The sequence below is a fragment of the Kitasatospora sp. NPDC127116 genome (assembly GCF_042677365.1).
In the GTDB taxonomy this organism is placed as follows: Bacteria; Actinomycetota; Actinomycetes; order Streptomycetales; family Streptomycetaceae; genus Kitasatospora; species Kitasatospora lactacystinica.
This window is the reverse complement of the sequence record NZ_JBHXTL010000170.1, coordinates 1-17,131: the sequence shown is the minus strand read 5'-3', so window position 1 is coordinate 17,131 and position 17,131 is coordinate 1. Positions and strand designations below refer to the sequence as shown.

General features: G+C 74.6%; 13 protein-coding genes. 7 read left to right on the top strand and 6 right to left on the bottom strand.

Features of this window, described 5'->3' with window-relative positions; genetic code table 11:
- Nucleotides 1-3 precede the first annotated feature (3 nt).
- Nucleotides 4-3,210: a cytochrome P450 gene (locus ACFVHV_RS39330; RefSeq protein ID WP_380358073.1), complete on the bottom strand. Its 3,207-nt coding sequence runs from the start codon at nt 3,208-3,210 to the stop codon at nt 4-6.
- Nucleotides 3,211-3,370: 160 nt separating this feature from the next.
- Between ACFVHV_RS39330 and ACFVHV_RS39325 the strand changes: the two genes are divergently transcribed.
- The 5 genes from ACFVHV_RS39325 to ACFVHV_RS39305 all read left to right on the top strand — a co-directional run bounded on the left by ACFVHV_RS39325 (nt 3,371) and on the right by ACFVHV_RS39305 (nt 10,348).
- On the top strand, nt 3,371-4,042 hold the full coding sequence (locus ACFVHV_RS39325) for a helix-turn-helix transcriptional regulator (RefSeq protein ID WP_380358071.1): 672 nt from the start codon (nt 3,371-3,373) through the stop codon (nt 4,040-4,042).
- Nucleotides 4,043-4,165: 123 nt separating this feature from the next.
- Entirely contained in the window at nt 4,166-4,546 is a 381-nt protein-coding gene (locus ACFVHV_RS39320) for a CU044_2847 family protein (RefSeq protein ID WP_380358068.1), read from the top strand.
- Nucleotides 4,547-4,552: 6 nt separating this feature from the next.
- Entirely contained in the window at nt 4,553-6,319 is a 1,767-nt protein-coding gene (locus ACFVHV_RS39315) for a trypsin-like peptidase domain-containing protein (RefSeq protein WP_380358066.1), read from the top strand.
- A complete protein-coding gene (locus ACFVHV_RS39310; RefSeq protein ID WP_380358063.1) occupies nt 6,316-7,347 on the top strand; it encodes an AAA family ATPase in 1,032 nt (343 codons plus the stop codon). Before ACFVHV_RS39315 ends, ACFVHV_RS39310 begins: the two co-directional genes overlap by 4 nt.
- Nucleotides 7,334-10,348: a TIR-like protein FxsC gene (locus ACFVHV_RS39305; RefSeq protein WP_380358060.1), complete on the top strand. Its 3,015-nt coding sequence runs from the start codon at nt 7,334-7,336 to the stop codon at nt 10,346-10,348. Before ACFVHV_RS39310 ends, ACFVHV_RS39305 begins: the two co-directional genes overlap by 14 nt.
- On the opposite strand, the gene ACFVHV_RS39300 is transcribed toward ACFVHV_RS39305, so the two are convergent.
- Nucleotides 10,339-11,172, bottom strand: a complete 834-nt coding sequence (locus ACFVHV_RS39300) for an SAM-dependent methyltransferase (protein ID WP_380358057.1) — start codon at nt 11,170-11,172, stop codon at nt 10,339-10,341. The genes ACFVHV_RS39305 and ACFVHV_RS39300 overlap by 10 nt on opposite strands.
- A 53-nt stretch (nt 11,173-11,225) precedes the next feature.
- Here ACFVHV_RS39300 and ACFVHV_RS39295 point away from each other — a divergent pair, with 53 nt between their 5' ends.
- Both ACFVHV_RS39295 and ACFVHV_RS39290 read left to right on the top strand, forming a co-directional pair.
- Complete coding sequence (locus tag ACFVHV_RS39295) at nt 11,226-11,639, top strand: MarR family winged helix-turn-helix transcriptional regulator (protein ID WP_380358054.1); 414 nt, start codon at nt 11,226-11,228, stop codon at nt 11,637-11,639.
- Between the two features lie 356 nt (nt 11,640-11,995).
- Nucleotides 11,996-12,634 (top strand): hypothetical protein, encoded by a 639-nt coding sequence (locus ACFVHV_RS39290; RefSeq protein ID WP_380358051.1) that lies wholly within the window; start codon nt 11,996-11,998, stop codon nt 12,632-12,634.
- Between the two features lie 75 nt (nt 12,635-12,709).
- Here the strand turns inward: ACFVHV_RS39290 and ACFVHV_RS39285 are convergent, their stop codons facing one another.
- The 4 genes from ACFVHV_RS39285 to ACFVHV_RS39270 form a co-directional block, all read right to left on the bottom strand.
- On the bottom strand, nt 12,710-13,297 hold the full coding sequence (locus ACFVHV_RS39285; RefSeq protein WP_380358049.1) for a histidine phosphatase family protein: 588 nt from the start codon (nt 13,295-13,297) through the stop codon (nt 12,710-12,712).
- Nucleotides 13,298-13,441: 144 nt separating this feature from the next.
- The gene (locus ACFVHV_RS39280; protein WP_380358047.1) at nt 13,442-14,809 is read right to left on the bottom strand and encodes an aldehyde dehydrogenase family protein; all 1,368 of its coding nucleotides are present in this window, start codon (nt 14,807-14,809) and stop codon (nt 13,442-13,444) included.
- On the bottom strand, nt 14,806-16,197 hold the full coding sequence (locus tag ACFVHV_RS39275) for a carotenoid oxygenase family protein (protein ID WP_380358044.1): 1,392 nt from the start codon (nt 16,195-16,197) through the stop codon (nt 14,806-14,808). Before ACFVHV_RS39275 ends, ACFVHV_RS39280 begins: the two co-directional genes overlap by 4 nt.
- A 127-nt stretch (nt 16,198-16,324) precedes the next feature.
- Nucleotides 16,325-16,954: a DUF4241 domain-containing protein gene (locus ACFVHV_RS39270; RefSeq protein ID WP_380358041.1), complete on the bottom strand. Its 630-nt coding sequence runs from the start codon at nt 16,952-16,954 to the stop codon at nt 16,325-16,327.
- Nucleotides 16,955-17,131: the final 177 nt, after the last annotated feature.

Genomic DNA, 17,131 nt, shown 5'->3' with positions numbered 1-17,131 from the left:
AGGTCAGCCCGCGTACACGTCCTCGACGTACCGCCCGGCCTCGATCAGCCCCTGCAGCCAGGCCTGCGCCCGCTGCTCGTCGGCGCCCGGGGTGCGCTCCCGGTACAGCGCCCGGAAGGCCGCCCGGACGCCCGGCGCCATCCGGGCCCCGTCGCCGCACACGTACACCTCGGCGCCGGATTCCAGCAGCTCCCGGACCTCGGCCGCCTCGGCGGCGATCCGGTCCTGCACGTAGCGCCGCCCCTGCTGGGGCCGCTCGCTGAAGGCGGGCCGCAGCGAGACCGCGCCGGCCCGCTCGGCGGCCTCCAGCTCGCCGCGGTGCAGGTAGTCCGCCGCCTCGTCGTCGCAGCCGAAGTACAGCAGCGCCGGGGCGAGGGCGGCGCCCCGCGCGAGCAGCGCCCGGCGGTCGGCGACGGCACCCCGGAAGGGTGCCAGGCCGGTGCCGGCCGCGATCATGACCACCGGGGTGCGGTGGCCGATCCGGAACGCCTCCCGGCAGGGCTGGACCCGGGCCAGCACGGTGTCGCCGACGGCGACCCGGTCGAGGTAGCCGGATCCGGCGCCCCGGAACGTCCCCCGGCCCGAGCGGGCGGGGGCGCTGAGCACCGAGACCATCAGCTCCACCTGGCCGGGGTCGCCGGTGGGCGAGGAGGAGATCGAGTAGTGCCGCGGCCGGATCGGCGGCAGCAGCTCCAGCAGCACCGGCCAGCTCAGCCGCTCCCGCAGCGCCGGGTGGTCCTCGATCAGGTCCAGCAGGGTGCGCGGGTCGTCGTCGGGCAGGGCCCGCAGGGCGGCCTGCTCGGGCGGGCAGGGGTTGAGCGCCGCCAGCGCGGCGCGCTGCTCGGCGTTCGGCCGGTCCTGCAGCTCGACGTGACGGGTGAGCAGTTCGCGGACGGTCAGCGGGCGGTCGACGGCCAGTCCGGTGCGCCGGTGCGCCACGATGTTCAGCACCGTGTCCGGGTCGGCGCCGAACAGCTTGGCGGCGCGCTCGACCAGCACCGGGTCGTTGGCCGGGAGCACGGTGAGGTGGTCGGCGGTCCGGTAGCCGGTGCCCTCCGGCAGGGCCAGCCGGACCAGCCGCTTGACCCGGTGGTAGGCCGGGTCGGTCAGGCTGCCGACGGCGGTGACGGTCAGCTCCACCGTGTCGTGCCGGGCGGCGAGCGCGGCCAGCGGGCCGCCGGTCACCTCGGTCACCGTGTACGCGGCCACCGGCGGCACCCCGGCGGGGGCGTCGGCGTCCCCGTAGCGCGCCAGCAGGGCCTCGCGCAGCGCCCCGGTGAACTGCCGCACGGTGCCCTCCAGGTCGCCGGAGGCGTCGGCCTCGGCGCGGGCCAGCAGCCGGGTGCCGCCGAGCTCGGCGAGCCGGTCGTCGATCAGCGCAGGGACGCGCTGGTAGGTCGCGGCGTAGGTGCGGTCGCCGATGCCGAGCACTGCGAACTCGACGCCCTCGGCCCCGCCGCCCTCCCGGGACTCCTGGAGCCCGCGGACGAACCGGGCCGCGTCGTCGGTCGGCTGCCCGTTGTACGAGGCGGCGGTGATCACCACCGGCCGGTCGGTGGGCAGGCCGTCCGCGTACGCGTCCAGCGGGGCGGTCGCGGTCTCGCAGCCGAGGTCGGCGGCGGCCTCCGCGAGCTGCCGGGTGAACTCCCGGCAGGCACCGTAGTTGGAGCCGTGCAGGAGCAGCAGCCCGGTGCCCCGCCGGACCCGTCCGGGACGCCCGGCGGCCGGTCCGCCCTGCCGGCCGACCGCCGTCGGCGCGGCGGCGGCCAGGGAGTCCGCGCGGGAGGCGTCGACGGCCGGGGCGGGCGTGCGCCGGGCGAGGCCGAGGGTGAACCCGTCGGGCTTGATGGTGAGCGTCTGCTTGAGGGTCAGCCGGTAGTCGGCGTGGTCGATCAGCCGGTAGCGGTGCACCAGCATGCCGAGCAGCATGACGGCCTCGTGCAGCGCGAACTGCCGCCCGATGCAGGCGCGTTCGCCGGTGCCGAAGGGCTTGAAGGCGTGCGGGGAGCGGCTCTCCTCGTACTCCGGGTCGAACCGGGACGGGTCGAACAGCTCCGGGTTGTCGCCCCACGCCGGGTCGCGGTGCAGCAGCGGCGTGCTGACGAGGACGGTCTCCCCGGCGCGCAGCGGGATGCGTCCGCCGAGCAGGGTGTCCGCGCGCGCCTCCCGGCTGAACGCGGGCGCCGTCGGCCACAGTCGCAGCGCCTCGTTGAGCACCTGGCGGGTGTGGCGCAGCCGTCCGACGTCCTCGTAGGAGGGCTCGGGATCGGCCCGGTCGCCCCAGAGTTCGTCCACCTCCCGCTGCACCTGGCGCAGCGCGGTCGGGTGCTTGGCCAGGTAGTACAGCGCGAAGGAGAGCGCGCCGGAGGTGGTCTCGTGGCCGGCGATCAGGAAGGTGATCACCTGGTTGCGGATGTTCTCGGCGTCCAGCCGGGTGCCGTCCGCGGGGCGGACGGCACCGAGCATCAGACCGAGCAGGTCCTCGGCCGGGCCCTGGACGTCCTCCTCGGCGCGGGCGGCGATCACCTCGTCCACCACGGCGGCCAGGTAGTCGGAGTCGGCGCGGAAGGCCGCGTCGCGCTCGCGGTGGTCCGCCTCCGGGTCGCGGGTGAGGCTGGTCATCGCCCATTCCAGGCAGCGCACCATCGCCTCGACGAAGGGGTGCGGCTCGTCCCGCTCGAAGGAACCGAAGTCGAAGCCGAACCCGGCCAGGCCGATGGTGTCCAGGGTCATCCGGGTCATGTCGCCGGGCACGTCCACCGGCTGTCCGGCGGCCTCGCGGCGGTCCCAGGAGTCGACCAGCCGGCGGGCCACCCGCAGCATCACCGGGTGGTAGGTGCGCATCGAGCCGAGCGCGAAGGCGGGCATCAGGATGTCGTGCGCCCGGGCCCAGTTGGGCTCGTCGTTGTAGGCGGTGAACAGGCCGTCTCCGGTGAACTGCCGGACGTTCTCCAGGGCCGGGCCGATCGACTTGGTGAACCGGGTCTCGTCGGCCAGCTCGGTGACCAGCTCCAGGCCGCTGACGACCAGGGTGTCCCGGCCGTGCAGTCGCTGGACGAAGGCCGGGCCGTGCTCTCTGGCCAGTTCCATGATGCGCAGCACCGGGGCGGCGGCCGGCGGCATCGCCGAGATGTCCACCAGGGGGACGGCCCGGCTCTCGCCCCCGGCCGCCCGCTCGTCCTCGGTCGTGCGCTCCACGGTCTCGGTCATCGGTGTGCCCCTCCCACGGCAGGAAACTTTCGTCTCCCACCACTGTGCGCCCACCGGGAGGGGATGCGGGCCGCGGTCACTACATGATTGTGTAGTGCCCGGGTCGGTTACGGGCTTGCTACGGACCGTCAGCGTAGGCCCCGGGGAAGGAGAATGACGGATGCGGACGACCGAGGGCTGCGGCCCGGTACCGGACAGCCCGCGGGAAGCGGCGGTGATCTGGCGCAACCGGGCACTGCGGCTGCTGGACCACGTGCCGCTGCCGATCGCGGTGTGCGAGTTCGGCGGGCGCATCCTGATCGTCAACCGCGCCATGGCCGTCGAATTCGGCCGTTTGCCAGGTCAGTTGCACAACCGTAGGATCCTGGAGTTCTTCACCCTGCGGGACACCGGCACCCTTGAGGCGCTCACCGAGGCCGTCCGGCTGCACCGCCGCTCGCAGTACCCGGCGCGGGTCTCCTGGACGTCCGCCGACGGCCGCGAGCGGCACGGCGAGATGACCGTCGACCTGGTCGGCGACACCCCGGAGCAGACCCCGAGCCTGCTGCTGTCGCTGCGGGCGGCGCAGCCCGCGGCCGCCGCCCCGGCTCCCGGCCCGCAGGTCGAGGTCAGCCCGGTCGAGGCCCGGATCCTGGCCGCGGCGGCCCGGGGCGACACCACGGCGCAGATCGCCCGGGAGATCGGTGTCACCCCGGACGGAGTCAACTACCACCTGGCCCGGCTCACCCGGCGCTGGCGCGTCCCCAACCGCACCGCCCTGGTCGCCCGCGCCTACGCCACCGGCGTCCTGGCCCCGGGCGCCTGGCCGCCGCGGCCGGCCGACCGCAGGTGAGCCTCCGTCAAGATCGCAAGGGGAAGGTCGATTCCATGATTCCGATCGACTGCCCGCACGCCCCCGGAAGCGGCATACTGTCCGACGTACGTACGGGGTTCAGGTCTGAACAGGGGGCATCCGGTGGATTCGCTGGTCGAATTCCGGACCGACGGCGGCGCGAACGTGGTCATCGAGGTCGACGACGAGGGGCCCGGCCTCGAACTGGTCGCCCGCGGGGACGGTGCCATCGTCCAGGCGGGCCGCACCTTCGAGCACGCGCTGCAGGGCATCCACAGTGCGGCCGAGTCGGCACTGAGTGTGTTCCGTGACGGGCGGCTGAAGCCCGACACGGTCGAGATCGAGTTCGGCGTCAAGCTCACCACCGAGGCCGGTGCGGTGATCGCCAAGAGCAGCCTGGAGGGGCACCTGGTGGTGAAGCTCTCCTGGAAGCCCGAACAGCACCGTCCGGTCGAGCACCCTCCGGCCCCGGACGACCACGGGACCGACGGCGAGGACAGCTGACCCGACGTGCCCACCGCAGCCTGGCAGGTGAGGATCACCTGCGGCGGCGAGACCGGGTCCGGATTCCTCGTCGGCTCACGCGAGGTGCTGACCTGCGCCCACGTGGTCGACCGTGACCGCCGGGCACAGGTGGTGTTCGTCGGCCGTCCGGACCTCGGGCCGGTCGGCGCCACCGTGGTGGAGCGCGGCGGTTGGAACGGCAAGGTCGACGACCCGGGCGACGTCGCCGTCCTGCTCCTGGACACCGTCGTCCCGGTCGAACCCGCCCGGTTCGCCGCGCTCGACGAGGCCTACGCCCACCCGGCACCGAAGCTGCTCGGGTACGGCTTCCCGCGCGGCTACGACGGCGGAACCCTCGCCGAGTTCCGAGTGACCGCCGACCAGCTGATCGCGGGCGAGTGGATCCAGCTGGAGGCCTGGACTCCCAACGGTCAGCCTCTGGCCCGCGGATTCAGCGGCGCCGCAGCCGTCGTGCAGGGCACCGGCCGGGTCGCCGGCATGGTCTCCGCCGCCGCCAGGTCCTCCGATGTCCGCAGCGGCCGGATGATCCCCGCCCACGTCATCGCCCGTCACTGGCCGCCCGCCGCCGACCTCGTCCCGACCCACGGCTTCACCGCCGACGCCAAACGCCTGCTGCGCACCACCCTGGTCGGAATGGACGAGTCGGCCCGGCCCGGGGAGCTCGCCACCCTGTACGCCGACGCGGTCGGCCCGCTCGGACCGGCGCACCCCTCCCGGGAGTTCGACTCCCACTGGGACCTCGCCTGGTACCTGCTGTCCGAGGTCGTGGCGGCGCCCGGCGAGTGCCCGGTCACGTCCCTGGTCGAGGCGCTCGCCGCACGGACCGAGGACACCGCGGCGCAGCGCTCGCTGCGCCACTGGCTGCACCGGTACCGGCGACCGGCCGACGCCGCGCCGCCCGGCCCCCCGCCCCGGCCCCGCTGGTCGCCGATCCTGGTCGAGGTCGACCGCAGCGGCTCGGGCACCGGGTCGTTCGTGGTCGAGATCTCCGCGTTCCGCGCCGGACACCGCCACGTGGTCGGCACCCGGACGCTGCCGAAGGCCCGGATCCGCGCCTTCGTGCTGGAGCACATCGACGCCGCGTTCCACGAACTCGACCGCCGGGGCAGCGCCCTGATCGCCTTCGCCGTCCCCCGGGAGTGGCTCAACCAGCCGCTCGACGAATGGCACCGGGCCAAGGACGACACCACGCCCCTGGGCTGCTTCTCCCCCGTCGTACTGATGGACATCGACCGGCGGCGCAGCGGTGCGCTGCAGTTCAGACTGCACCAGAAGTGGGAGAACCTGGACCGGCTCACCTCGTCCGTCGTCCACCGGATCGACTGCGGAAGCGCCCACACCGCGGACCGCCTGGCCGTCCGGCTCGGCTCGACCCACGACCCGGTGGGCTTCGGCCGCCCACCGAAGCTGGCCGACACCAGGCGGCTGCTCGCCGCCAGCCTGAACGCCGCCGTTCCCATCGTGGTCTGGCCGCGCACCGGATGCAGCGGCACCCACGGGCCCGAGGCGGCCGACAGCTGCGCCGGGCACAGATTCCTCGACCTGCTCGTCGAGCAGTTGGCCACCGTCGCTCCGGCCGAGCTGCCCGAGTACGTGCACGCGCTGCGCCGGAGCGCCTTCGTCCACGACGGCGAAACGGCCCACTGGGCCCGGGGACTGACCCTGCTGTGGGAGGATCCCCGCTGGTTTCCCGAGCCCGGCGGGTACCGGCGGTCGCCGGTCGGCCAGGAGCATTGGAGAGGACCCGCATGACCCTCTGGCCCGTCTTCACCGGCGCCTCGGAGCCGCACGACCGCATCCGCCTGCTGCCCTCCCCGCCGCCGTGGCGCACCTTCGACGGCGGGCCGGTCCTCGACCCTCCGCGGGAGGAGGCGGCGGCCTCGCCCGAGCAGGATCATCGGGCGCGCACGTACCGCCCCACGGAATCGACCGTCCAGCTGGTCAACGCCGCCCTGTACCTGCGCCGCCCGCTGCTGGTCACCGGCCCGCCCGGCAGCGGGAAGTCCAGCCTGCCGTACGCGGTGGCGCGCGAGCTGTCGCTCGGTCCGGTGCTCCGCTGGAACATCACCAGCCGCACCACGCTGGAGGACGGACTCTACAGCTACGACCCGCTGTCCCGGCTCTACGCGGCCAGCCGGGCGGCCGACGGACGACCGGCCGGGGGCGGGCCAGGCGGTCCCGCGCCGGGCGAGGCGGTCGAGGACCACCTGCGGCTGGGCCCGCTCGGTACCGCGCTGCTGCCGTACGAGCAGCCGCGGGTGCTGCTGATCGACGAGATCGACAAGTGCGACCTCGACCTGCCGAACGACCTGCTGAACATCCTGGAGGGCGGCTGGTACGAGATCCCCGAACTGGTGCGCGCCGCGCGCAGCACCCCCGAGGCCGCGGTGATGATCGACGGCAGCGACCGGCGGGTACCGGTCCGGCGTGGCCGGGTACGCTGTCGGGCCTTCCCGTTCGTCGTGCTGACCAGCAACGGCGAGCGCGAGTTCCCGCCGGCCTTCCTTCGGCGGTGCGTCACCCTCAGGTTCGCCCGGCCGGGTCAGGAACAGCTGGAGGAGATCGTCCGCGCCCATCTCGGCGAGCTCGACGACAACGCCCGCCGGCTGCTGGACCGCTTCCTCGCCCGCGCCGAGGCCGGTGAACTCGCCACCGACCAGCTCCTCAACGCCATCTACCTCACCGGTGCCTCCGGGTTGGACACCGCCTCACGCGACGAACTCGCCGAACACCTGATGGCCTACCTCGGACCGGAGAACGGCGGCGATGAGTTCCTCTGAAGGCGGGCCGGAGGAGCCCGCCGAGCCTCCCGGGGCCGCCGCTCCGACCGGCCTGACCGGGCTGGCGGCGGTCCTCGCCCGGGCCTCGGGACACCACCCCTCGCCGACCGAACTGGCCGAGCTGCTCTGGCTCGCGTGCCACAGCTCTCCCGGCTCCGGCCGGCGGTCCCCCGGGTCGGCGACCGGGCAGGGCGCGTCCGGCGAAGCCGACCACCTCCCGGCCCCCGCCGACGGCCGCGCCCCCTCGCCCCTGCACGCCCGGGAGCCGGCGACCGCCGATCCGCGACCCGCGACCGAGGCCGCTCCCCACCTGTCGCTCCGCACCCCGGCCCCGCCCCTGCTCGGCCGCCCCCTCCCCCTCCAACGAGCCCTGAGACCACTGGCCCGCCGCGTCCCGACCACCCGCGGCTGGGAACTCGACGAGATCCGCACCGTCCACCGGATCGCCGCGCACGACGCCATGCCGAGGTTCTGGCTCCCGGTCCTGCGCCGCACCACCGAACCCTGGCTCGACCTGGTGATCGCCTTCGATGACGGCCCGACCATGACCGTCTGGCGGCCACTGGCACGGGAACTGCACCAACTCGCCGCCCAGACCGGCTTCTTCCGGACGGTCCGACTGCTGCGCGTACCGCCCACCGGAACCCCCCTCCGCCTGCGGATCCCCACCGCCCGACCGGACCGGACCGCCCTGCTGGTCGTCAGCGACTGCGCCGGGCCGCAGTGGTGGGCCTCCGAGGGCACGGCCGGTCCGTGGCACCGGGCGCTGCGCGACCGGGCCGCCGCCATGCCCACGGCCGTCGTCCAGCCGCTGCCCGAACGGATGTGGCGGCGAACGGCCCTGCCCGCGACCGCCGGGTTGTTCTCCGCGCCCGGGGAGGCGGCCCCCAACGCGAGCCTGGCCTTCACGCCCTACCGGGAGGACGGCGTGGAGCAGGGGACTCCGATACCGGTCCTGGAGCCCACCGACGGCTGGCTGGCGCACTGGGCGCAGCTGGTGGCCGGCCGCACCGGCCGGGTGCCCGGAGCGGCCGGCCGGCTCCGTCCGACGGGCCCGGCGGCACCCGCGAGCGAGGACCCTGACGACCTGTCCGCGCAGGACCTGGTCCTACGGTTCCGCGCGGTGGCCTCGCCGGAGGCGTTCCGGCTCGCCGGGCACCTGGCGGTCGGTGTACCGAACCTGCCGGTCATGCGGCTGGTCCAGGCCGCCGTCGAGCCGCGCCCCCGCCCGCAGCAGCTCGCCGAACTCGTCCTCAGCGGGATGCTCACCGCCCTGCCCGGCGCCGACGGCCACTACGCCTTTCGGCCGGGCGTACGGGAGGTCCTGCTGCGGACACTGCCGCGGTCGGCGGCCTGGCAGACCGTCGACCTGCTGCACCGGGTGGGCGGGTACATCGAGCAGCACGCCGGTTCGGCCGGGGAGACGTTCCCCGCCCTGACTCCGGGCTCCGGCCCCGGAGCGGCCCCGGAGCGGCCGGCGTTCGCCCTGGTCAGCCCGGACGCCCTCGCCCTGCTGAGCGGCGGGCAGCCCGCCCCGGCCGCGCCGCCGCGCCCGCCCGCCGCCACGCCCCCGCCGACCAGGCGCAGGAGCGCCCCGCTGCGGAACACGGCGCTCCCCCCGGGACGCGACCGCGCCTCCGGCGGGGCACAGCGCCCGTACTTCTTCTTCAGCTACGCACGGCGGGACTTCGAGGCCGAGGACGCCTTCGTCGACCAGTTCTTCCTCGACCTGCGGAACGAACTCGGGCGGCTGCTCGGCGTGGACGGCCCGGTCGAGGACCTGGCCTTCCGGGACACCGAGCAGCTGCGCCTGGGCGACGACTGGGCCGAGCGGCTGGCCACGATGCTCGGCCGAAGCCGCACCATGGTCGCGCTCTACTCCCCGGCCTACTTCGCCAGTCTCTACTGCGGCAAGGAGTGGACCGCCTTCCGCGGCCGGGTCCGCCGCCACCACGAGGAGACCGGGGCGCAGGTTCCGGCGCTGATCCCGGTGCTCTGGGAGCCCGTCGAGCAGCGCGACCTGGCCGGTGAGGTCAACAAGGTCCAGTGGGCCCAGCCGGACATGGGCGAGGCCTATGCCCGGTACGGCCTGCGGGCGCTGCTGCGCAGCGGACAGGCCGGAGTGTACGAGCAGGTCGTCCGGGTGGTCGCGGAGCGGGTCCGGGACGCGGCCGCGCGCCGGCTCGGCGAGCTGCCCGAGTTCGACCTCGGCGCCGTGCGCGGCTACTTCCCGCCCCCGGCGGCACCGCCCGCGGCGTCCGACCCCGGTAGGGTGCGGCTGTTCATCGCGGCCGGGCGCGCCTCGGAGGCCGTCTCCGCAGACGGCGGCTGGTACGGCTCCAAGCCGTGGCACTGGGCGCCCTACCACCCACCCACCCGGCCCTCCCTGGCGGCTCGCGCCCAGCAGGTGATCACCGGCGCCGGGTACACCACCACGCTGGAGGAGATCGACGACGACCTCAACGAGAAGCTCGACCAGGCCCGCGAGGACAACCAGGTCAGCGTTCTCCTGGTGGACCCGTGGGTGGTCGGGCACGAACGCTACCGCTCCGCACTGCGCGCCTTCGACGAGCACAACCACCCCGTCACCGGCGTCATCGTCCCCAACGGCACTGGCGACCCGGCCGACGGGCCGGAGCGCGACGCACTCTGGGCGGGCGTGCGCGAGGTCTTCCGCCGCAACTGGCCACGCCGAGCCGACGCCGAACACTTGTTCCGGACCGGTGTGAACCAGGAGAGCTTCGACAACGACCTCATCATCATGGTGACGATCGCCCAGAACAAGCTCATGGACGACAGCTTCGACTGGGAGGACGACGGCGGCGACGCCTTCGGCCTCGGCCCCGGCGGCGGCCCGGACCTTCCCCCGGGAATGGCCGTGCCGTCCGGCCCGCCACCGACCCACCGGGCCCTGCCGCCGACCCGCCAGGTCGGGCCCCGACCGGCTCTCCCCGGCTCGTACCCCCCGCCGGTGTCCGACCGCAACGCCGATCAGGACTGAGCGGCCCCGCCGGGCACCTCCCGCCGTACGGCCTCGATGAAGGCCGTCGTCGTGGTGGAGGGGTCCGGCAGCGGGCGCCCGTAGGCCTCCCCGAGCCGGACCAGGGTGGTGATGCCGACGGTCCAGCCGTTCCGGTCGAGCCATCCGTCGGTGTCCGGGCCGAGGCCGCCGCGCCACAGCCCGGTCACGTGGGCGAGCGCCGGGTCGTGCGGTGTGCGGCTCACGTCCCGGCCCTGCTCCAGCAGCAGCCGGCTGCCCGGGGCCGCCAGCCCGCCCACCGCCGTGAGCAGTCCGGCCGCCTCCTCGGCCGTGAGGTAGACCAGCAGCCCCTCGGCCAGCCAGACCGAGCGCCGCGCCGGGTCGAACCCGGCCGCGACCAGCCGCTCGGGCCAGCCCGGGTCCTGCAGGTCGGCGGCCAGGGCGGTGCGCCCGGCCCGCGGCACGGCGCCGAGCCCGTCCAGGACCTGCTCCTTGAAGGCCAGCACCGGGCTCAGGTCGAGCTCGAACACCCGGGTTCCGGCCGGCCAGTCCAGCCGGTACGCCCGGGTGTCCAGGCCGGCCGCCAGCAGCACCACCTGGTCGGCGCCGGCGGCGGGCAGCCGGTCGTCGTAGAAGCGGGTGCGCAGGATGCCGTGGGTGACCAGGCCCCTGGCGAGGCTGCTGACCGGGCCGGACAGGGCCGGTTCGAGGCCGGCGGCGGTGACGAACGCCAGGGCGTACGGGTCGACGAAGAGCGGGTCGGGGCGGGAGCTCTCGTAGGCCCGCACCCGGGCGACGGACAGGGCGGTGCGGGAGACCGGGCTGAGCGGTTCGGAGGTCGTCATGCCCGCAATCTACATCGCCACCGATGCATCGGTGAAGATGTATTCTGTCCGGCATGGACGGCGTGCAACTCCTCAGACTCGGCAAGCGGTTGACCGAACTCGGCCGCGCCCTGATCACCGACCCGGCCTCCGAGCACCTCACCCCCGGGGAGATCGCCGTGATCGCCGACGTGTACCGGCACCCCGCCACCTCCGTCCAGGAGATCCGGGTCCGGACCGGCTTCGCCCAGAGCCACGTCTCGGTCTCCGTCGCCCGGCTGCGCGAACAGGGCCTGCTCGACGCCGCGCCCGACCCGGCCGACGGGCGCCGCACCCTGCTGACCGTCTCCGACCACGCCCGACGAGCCATCCGCGCCCACGTCGCCCGGCCCGCCGAACCGGTCATCGCCAAGGCCGTCCCGGACCCGGCGAAGGCCCGCAGGGTCGCCGAACTGCTGGACGAGCTCGCCGGCCTGCTGCTGCCCTGACCGTCCCCGCCCCCGTCCCGTTCCGTTCCCCGGCCGCCTGCTCCTGACCGGCCGAGTTCGACAAGTCGGTGACAAACTCCTCCGGTTGCTCCCTCGCGACGATCGATCCCTGCCATCATCCCGGCTGAACCCGGGAACCGCCCGGGAGGGCCGAGGGAGAGCGATGGACGCGCGGATCGAGGTCGCCGGCGGCGACGAGCCACGGGAGCCGGCCCCCGCCCCCTCCCCCGTCGACGGAACCCCGGCCGTGGCCGACCGCGTCCCGGCACCGCCCGTACGAACGCCACCACCCCGCCCCCACGGCCCCTCCCACCCGCTGAAGGGCCGCCCCGCCGCCCGCCGTCGCGGCCCGGGTCGTGGCCCGGGTCCTGCTCGTCCTGACCGGTCTGGCCGCCGTCGCCCTCGGCTTCTCCTGGTTCGTCGACGCCTACGACGCGGCGACCGCCTACCGCAGCGCCCCGGCCTGTGCCGCGCCCGCCGCCTCCGCCACCTCCGCGCCCGCCACGGACTGCACCACCCACGAGACCGGCCGGGTGACGGACAGGAGGGCCGGCACGAACGAGGATTCCCCCCACTACGAGGTGACCGTCTCCCGCGAGGCGGCGCCCACCGACACCTACGCCGTCTCCGACGGCCTCTTCGGCAGCGTCCGGAGCGGCGACAACGTGGACCTCACCCTGTGGAACGGCCGAGTCGTGGAGATCTCCCACCAGGGCCACCGCTCCCCGGTCACCGACGTCCCCTGGCTCACCTTCCTCGAACTGGCCCTGCTGGTCGGCGCGGGAACCCTGCTCGCCGTCCACACCCTGCTCCGTCGCGGCCGGGACAGCTGGGTCCTCCCCGCCATCGCCTGCCTGTTCCTCTCCGTCTTCGCCTTCGCCGGCAGCGTCCTCCTGATCGCGCTCCAGTGGTCCTTCGCCTTCACCCTCACCGTCCCGATCGTCGGCTGGCTGGCCCTCACCACCGCGATCACCGCGATGTGCTGGGAGGACTGACGCGGTGACGACAGGGGTTCGCCGGGCCGGTCGGGCCGGGCCGCGGCACCGAGCGGGCGTGACGCCGGCCTGGCGTTAGGGGACGTTCCAGGCGGAGATGACCGGCTGCCCGTGCTCAACGGTCAGGAAGCCGAGAGAGCCCGGGTGCGGGTGGCCGAGCAGGCGGGCGGCGGACGCGTCGAGCCCGAGCCAGCGCACGGTGATCACTCGCGCCAGATGGCCGTGAGCGATCACGGCGACATCCCCCCGGTCCAGCAGCGGCCGGATCCGGTCCAGCACCGCGTCCGTGCGCGCGGCCACCTGCTGGAGCCGCTCGCCAGGATGGACGGCGTCCCCGGGAACGACGCCGTCGCGCCACAGGTCCCAGCCCGGCCTGGACTCCTGGATCTGCTCGGCGGTCATGCCCTCGTAGCCGCCGTAGTCCCACTCCACCAGGTCCGGATCGGGCCGGACACCGGTCAGACCGGCGAGCGCGGCCGTCCGCATCGCACGGCTCAGCGGGCTGCTGAACACGGCGACCGGACGACGTTCGGCCAGTCTCGGAGCGAGCGCCCTGGCAGCGGCCTCACCCGCATCGGTCAGCGCCACGTCGGTGCGCCCGGCGTGCCGGCCCGACAGGCTCCACTCGGTCTGACCGTGCCGGACAACTATCAGCGCTCCCATGGCCGTGCACGATATCCGATGGCCCGTCGGTCAGCCCCGGTGGTGCGCGAAGAACACGGTGGTGCGCGAAGAACACGGTCCGGGACGGACGGAGTCCGAAGCGACCGGCTCCGTCTCCCCCGGCCGACCGCACCGGAGGACTTCTCAGTCCAGCGGCACGTCCAGGCAGGCCCGGCGGTGGCTGAAGGTGTCGATCGACCAGCGGCCGTGGTACCGGCCCGAGCCGCTCTCCCCCACCCCGCCGAACGGGAGTTCCGGGATGCCCAGGTGGGCCACCGGGAGGCCGAAGTTCAGGCCGCCCGAGCTGGTCTCCTCGGCCAGGCGCCGACGGGCGTGCCCGTCCTCGGTGAAGGCGTAGAGCGCGAGGGGGCGGTCCCGCTCGTTGATGAAGGCGATCGCCTCGTCCAGGCCGGTGACCTCGACGACGGGCAGGACGGGGCCGAAGATCTCCTCCCGCATGACCGGGGCGTCCGGCCGCACCTCGGCGAGCAGGGTGGGCGCGATGTAGCGGTCCGCGCGGTCGTGCCGGCCGCCGAAGACCGTGCGCCCCGAGTCGAGGAGGGCGACGACCCGGTCGAAGTGCCGCTCGTCGACGAGGCGTCCGTACGCCCGCGACCGCGCCGGGTCGGGGCCGTACAGCTCGGTGACCGCCCGCTCCAGGGCGCCCTCCAGCGCCCGGGCCGTGGCCGGGTCGGCCAGCAGGTAGTCGGGGGCGACGCAGGTCTGCCCGGCGTTGGCGAACTTGGCGCGGGCCAGTCGGGCCGCGACCGTCCCGAGGTCGACGCCCCGGTCGACGAACACCGGTGACTTGCCGCCCAGTTCGAGGGTGACCGGGGTCAGGTGCTCGGCGGCGGCCCGCAGTACCGCCCGGCCGAAGCCGGCGTTGCCGGTGTAGAGGATGTGGTCGAAGCGCTCGGCCAGCAGAGCGGTGGCCGTCTCCCCGCCGCCCTCCAGCACGGCGATCGCCGCCGGGTCCACGTACTGCGGCAGCAGCCGCGCCAGCAGGGCCGAGCAGGCCGGCGCCAGCTCGCTCGGCTTGGCCAGGACCGTGTTGCCCGCGGCGATCGCACCCGCCACCGGCACCAGCAGCAGCTGCACCGGGTAGTTCCAGGGCGCGATGACCAGGACGGTCCCGAGCGGGTCGTGGCGGGTGTGGGCGCTCGTCCCCGGCGGCAGCCGGGTGAGCGCGGCGGCGGGCACCTGCTCGGGGTGCAGCCAGTGCTCCAGGTTCCGCAGGGTGTGGTCGATCTCCCGTACGGTGAAGTCGACTTCGGCGAGGTCGGCCTCGGCGCGCGGCTTGCGCAGGTCGGCGTGGAGGGCGGCGGCGATCTCCTCGCGGTGCCCGGTCAGCAGGGCGCGCAGACCGGTCAGCTGCTCGGTGCGCCAGGTGAGCGGCCGGGTGCGGCCGGTGCGGAAGGTCGCGCGCAGCCGGGCGACGGCCCCGGCCGGCGTGTCCGAGGGCGGGCTGTCCGGGGGCCGGCCGTCCGGGGATGTGGCGGGCGGGGTGCTCATGCGGAGTCCTCCTGGGCGCGGTCGGGGATCCAGCTGCCGTGGAAGCCGGCCGGCACTCGTACCGGCAGGTGGACGGTGGCGAGCGGGTCGCCGGTGAAGTCCTCGGCGGAGAGGACGACCAGGTCGCTCGCGCCCCGCTCGGGGTCGTGGACGTAGGCCAGCAGGTAGCCGTCGTCCTCGCCGCGGGCGCCCTGCCTCGGGACGAAGGAGGCCTCGCCGGTGTAGCGGCCGGCGCCGAACCGCCGCACGGTGCTGGACTGCCGGCTCAGGTCGTGCTTGATCAGGGCGTCCCCGGCGGCCTCCGGGGTCAGGGCTTCCAGGGCCCCGGCCGCCGCGAAGTGGCGCAGCAGGTCGCCGGCCACGGTGGAGTACCCGAAGCGGTGGGCGCCGCCGACCACCGCCGGGCTGACCGCCGGGAACTCCTGCGGCCGGTCGTCCAGGCGGGTCTCGGCGACCCTGCCGGAGACGGTGTCGACGGTCCAGCGGTCCAGGGTGGGGCTGCTCTGCCCGTCCAGCGCGCCGCCGGCGAACATCCGCGGGTAGCGGACCACGTCGATGACGACCCGGTGGCCGTCCTCGTGGGCGTTGAGCGTGTGGTAGACGAAGCAGGGCTCGACCTCGAACCAGGCGACCTCGGTGCCGTCGCGGGGCAGCAGCCCGATCCGTGCGCCGCCGGTCTCGTCCCACACCGCGGGGTACGTCTTGCGCGCGAGGTTGTCGGCCATGCAGACGCGCGCCGCGAGGTCGAGGACGACGGCGAAGTTCCGGGTCAGCGCCATGTCGTGCACCACCGGCCGGTGCGCGACCGGGACGTCCACGGCCCGGACGACGGCGCCCTGCGGGGAGAGCACCAGGTGCCGCAGGTTCTCGCTGTCCCGCTGCCAGGTGATCGCGTGCAGCTCGCCGGTGACCGGGTCGAGCTTCGGGTGGGCGGCGAACCCGTCGGGCAGCGTGCCGCAGAAGTCGCTGGCGCCCACCGTCTCGATCTCGTAGGAGAGTTCGTACGGGCGGAAGCCGCCCTCGACCAGCGCGAAGGTGCGGTCGGCGTGCCCGATGACGTGGGTGTTGGGCGCGACGTCGGTGATCCGCGGGGCGGCGCCGGGGCGGGGCCGCTCCCCCAGGGCCTCGGCCACGGCGGCGCTGCGCACCAGCCGGTTGCGGTACCACCGGGCCCGCCCGTCGAGCAGCCGCACCCCGTGCACCATGGCGTACCCGCCGAACAGGTGCCTCGGCCTGGGGTCCTCCGCCCGCATCCCGTTGGGCCCGTTGCGCAGGTACCGGCCGTTGAGCTCGGCCGGGATCGTGCCGGTGACCGGCAGGTCGAACGCGGTGACTTCCTCGCCCACCGGCGTGTAGGCACCCGTGAACGGATTGGTGACGGTGGACACCGCAGATTCCTCCAGGCCGCATTCCGACGTCCGCTGCGCCCTCGGGGCAGCGCGTCCGGTTCAACGACCCGACCGCCCGCCGGGTGACGGCCGGTGGCGCGTGGAGGTCACGCCCACCGGAGGGCCGTCATCCGGTCGGTCCGGTCGGTCCGGTCGGTCCGGTCGGTCCGGTCGGTCCGGTCGACGGTTCCAGAGCGCCGACTTCGAAGACGTCCGCCACGACGACCGCCGTGACCTCACCCGCGTCGTCGTGTCCCACCCAGACCGGGTGGACGCCGTCTCCGCCCAGCACGAAGGCGACCAGCTCGGCCCCGTCGGCCTCCTCGGTCACCTTGCTGTAGCCGCCGTCGAGTTCGTGGAGGTCGTCGCCACCGCCGGAGGTGAGGGCGTGCATGAAGCGGCGGCCCAGGCCGGTCCGGGCGGCGGACTCGACGAAGCAGCCGGTGGCGGAGTCGACGCCGAAGCCGAAGTACTGGCCGTCGCGCAGCAGCCTCGGGTCCTCTCCCGGCGGGACCGCCATCGTCCAGCGGGCGGTCGGCTTCTCGCTCACCAGCACCCGCACGGCGTAGGTGTCGCGGGCGGTGAAGCGATCGCCGAACATCTCGTCCTCGTAACTGGCGCCGGTCTCCTGCACCGGGTGGACACCGGGCGGAACCTCGATCACCAGCGGGTCGCCCTCCGCGCCGCCGGGCAGGTACGAGGGGTCGCAGACCGCCAGCCGCCCCGTGGGCAGGGCGATCCCGGTCACCGTTGTCACCGGTTCGATGACGAGCGGCTGCGGCCGGTGCCGATGGGTGAACACGGCCCCGGGAGTGAACAGCTCGTCGAGCCGGGGCGCGGCCGCCGGCGGCGGCGGCCGCCAGCCGTAGGGCTGCGGGGCCCGGAAGGCCGGCGCAGGCGCGGTGTGCGAGGGCTACCGGGCGTTGCCGTAGGG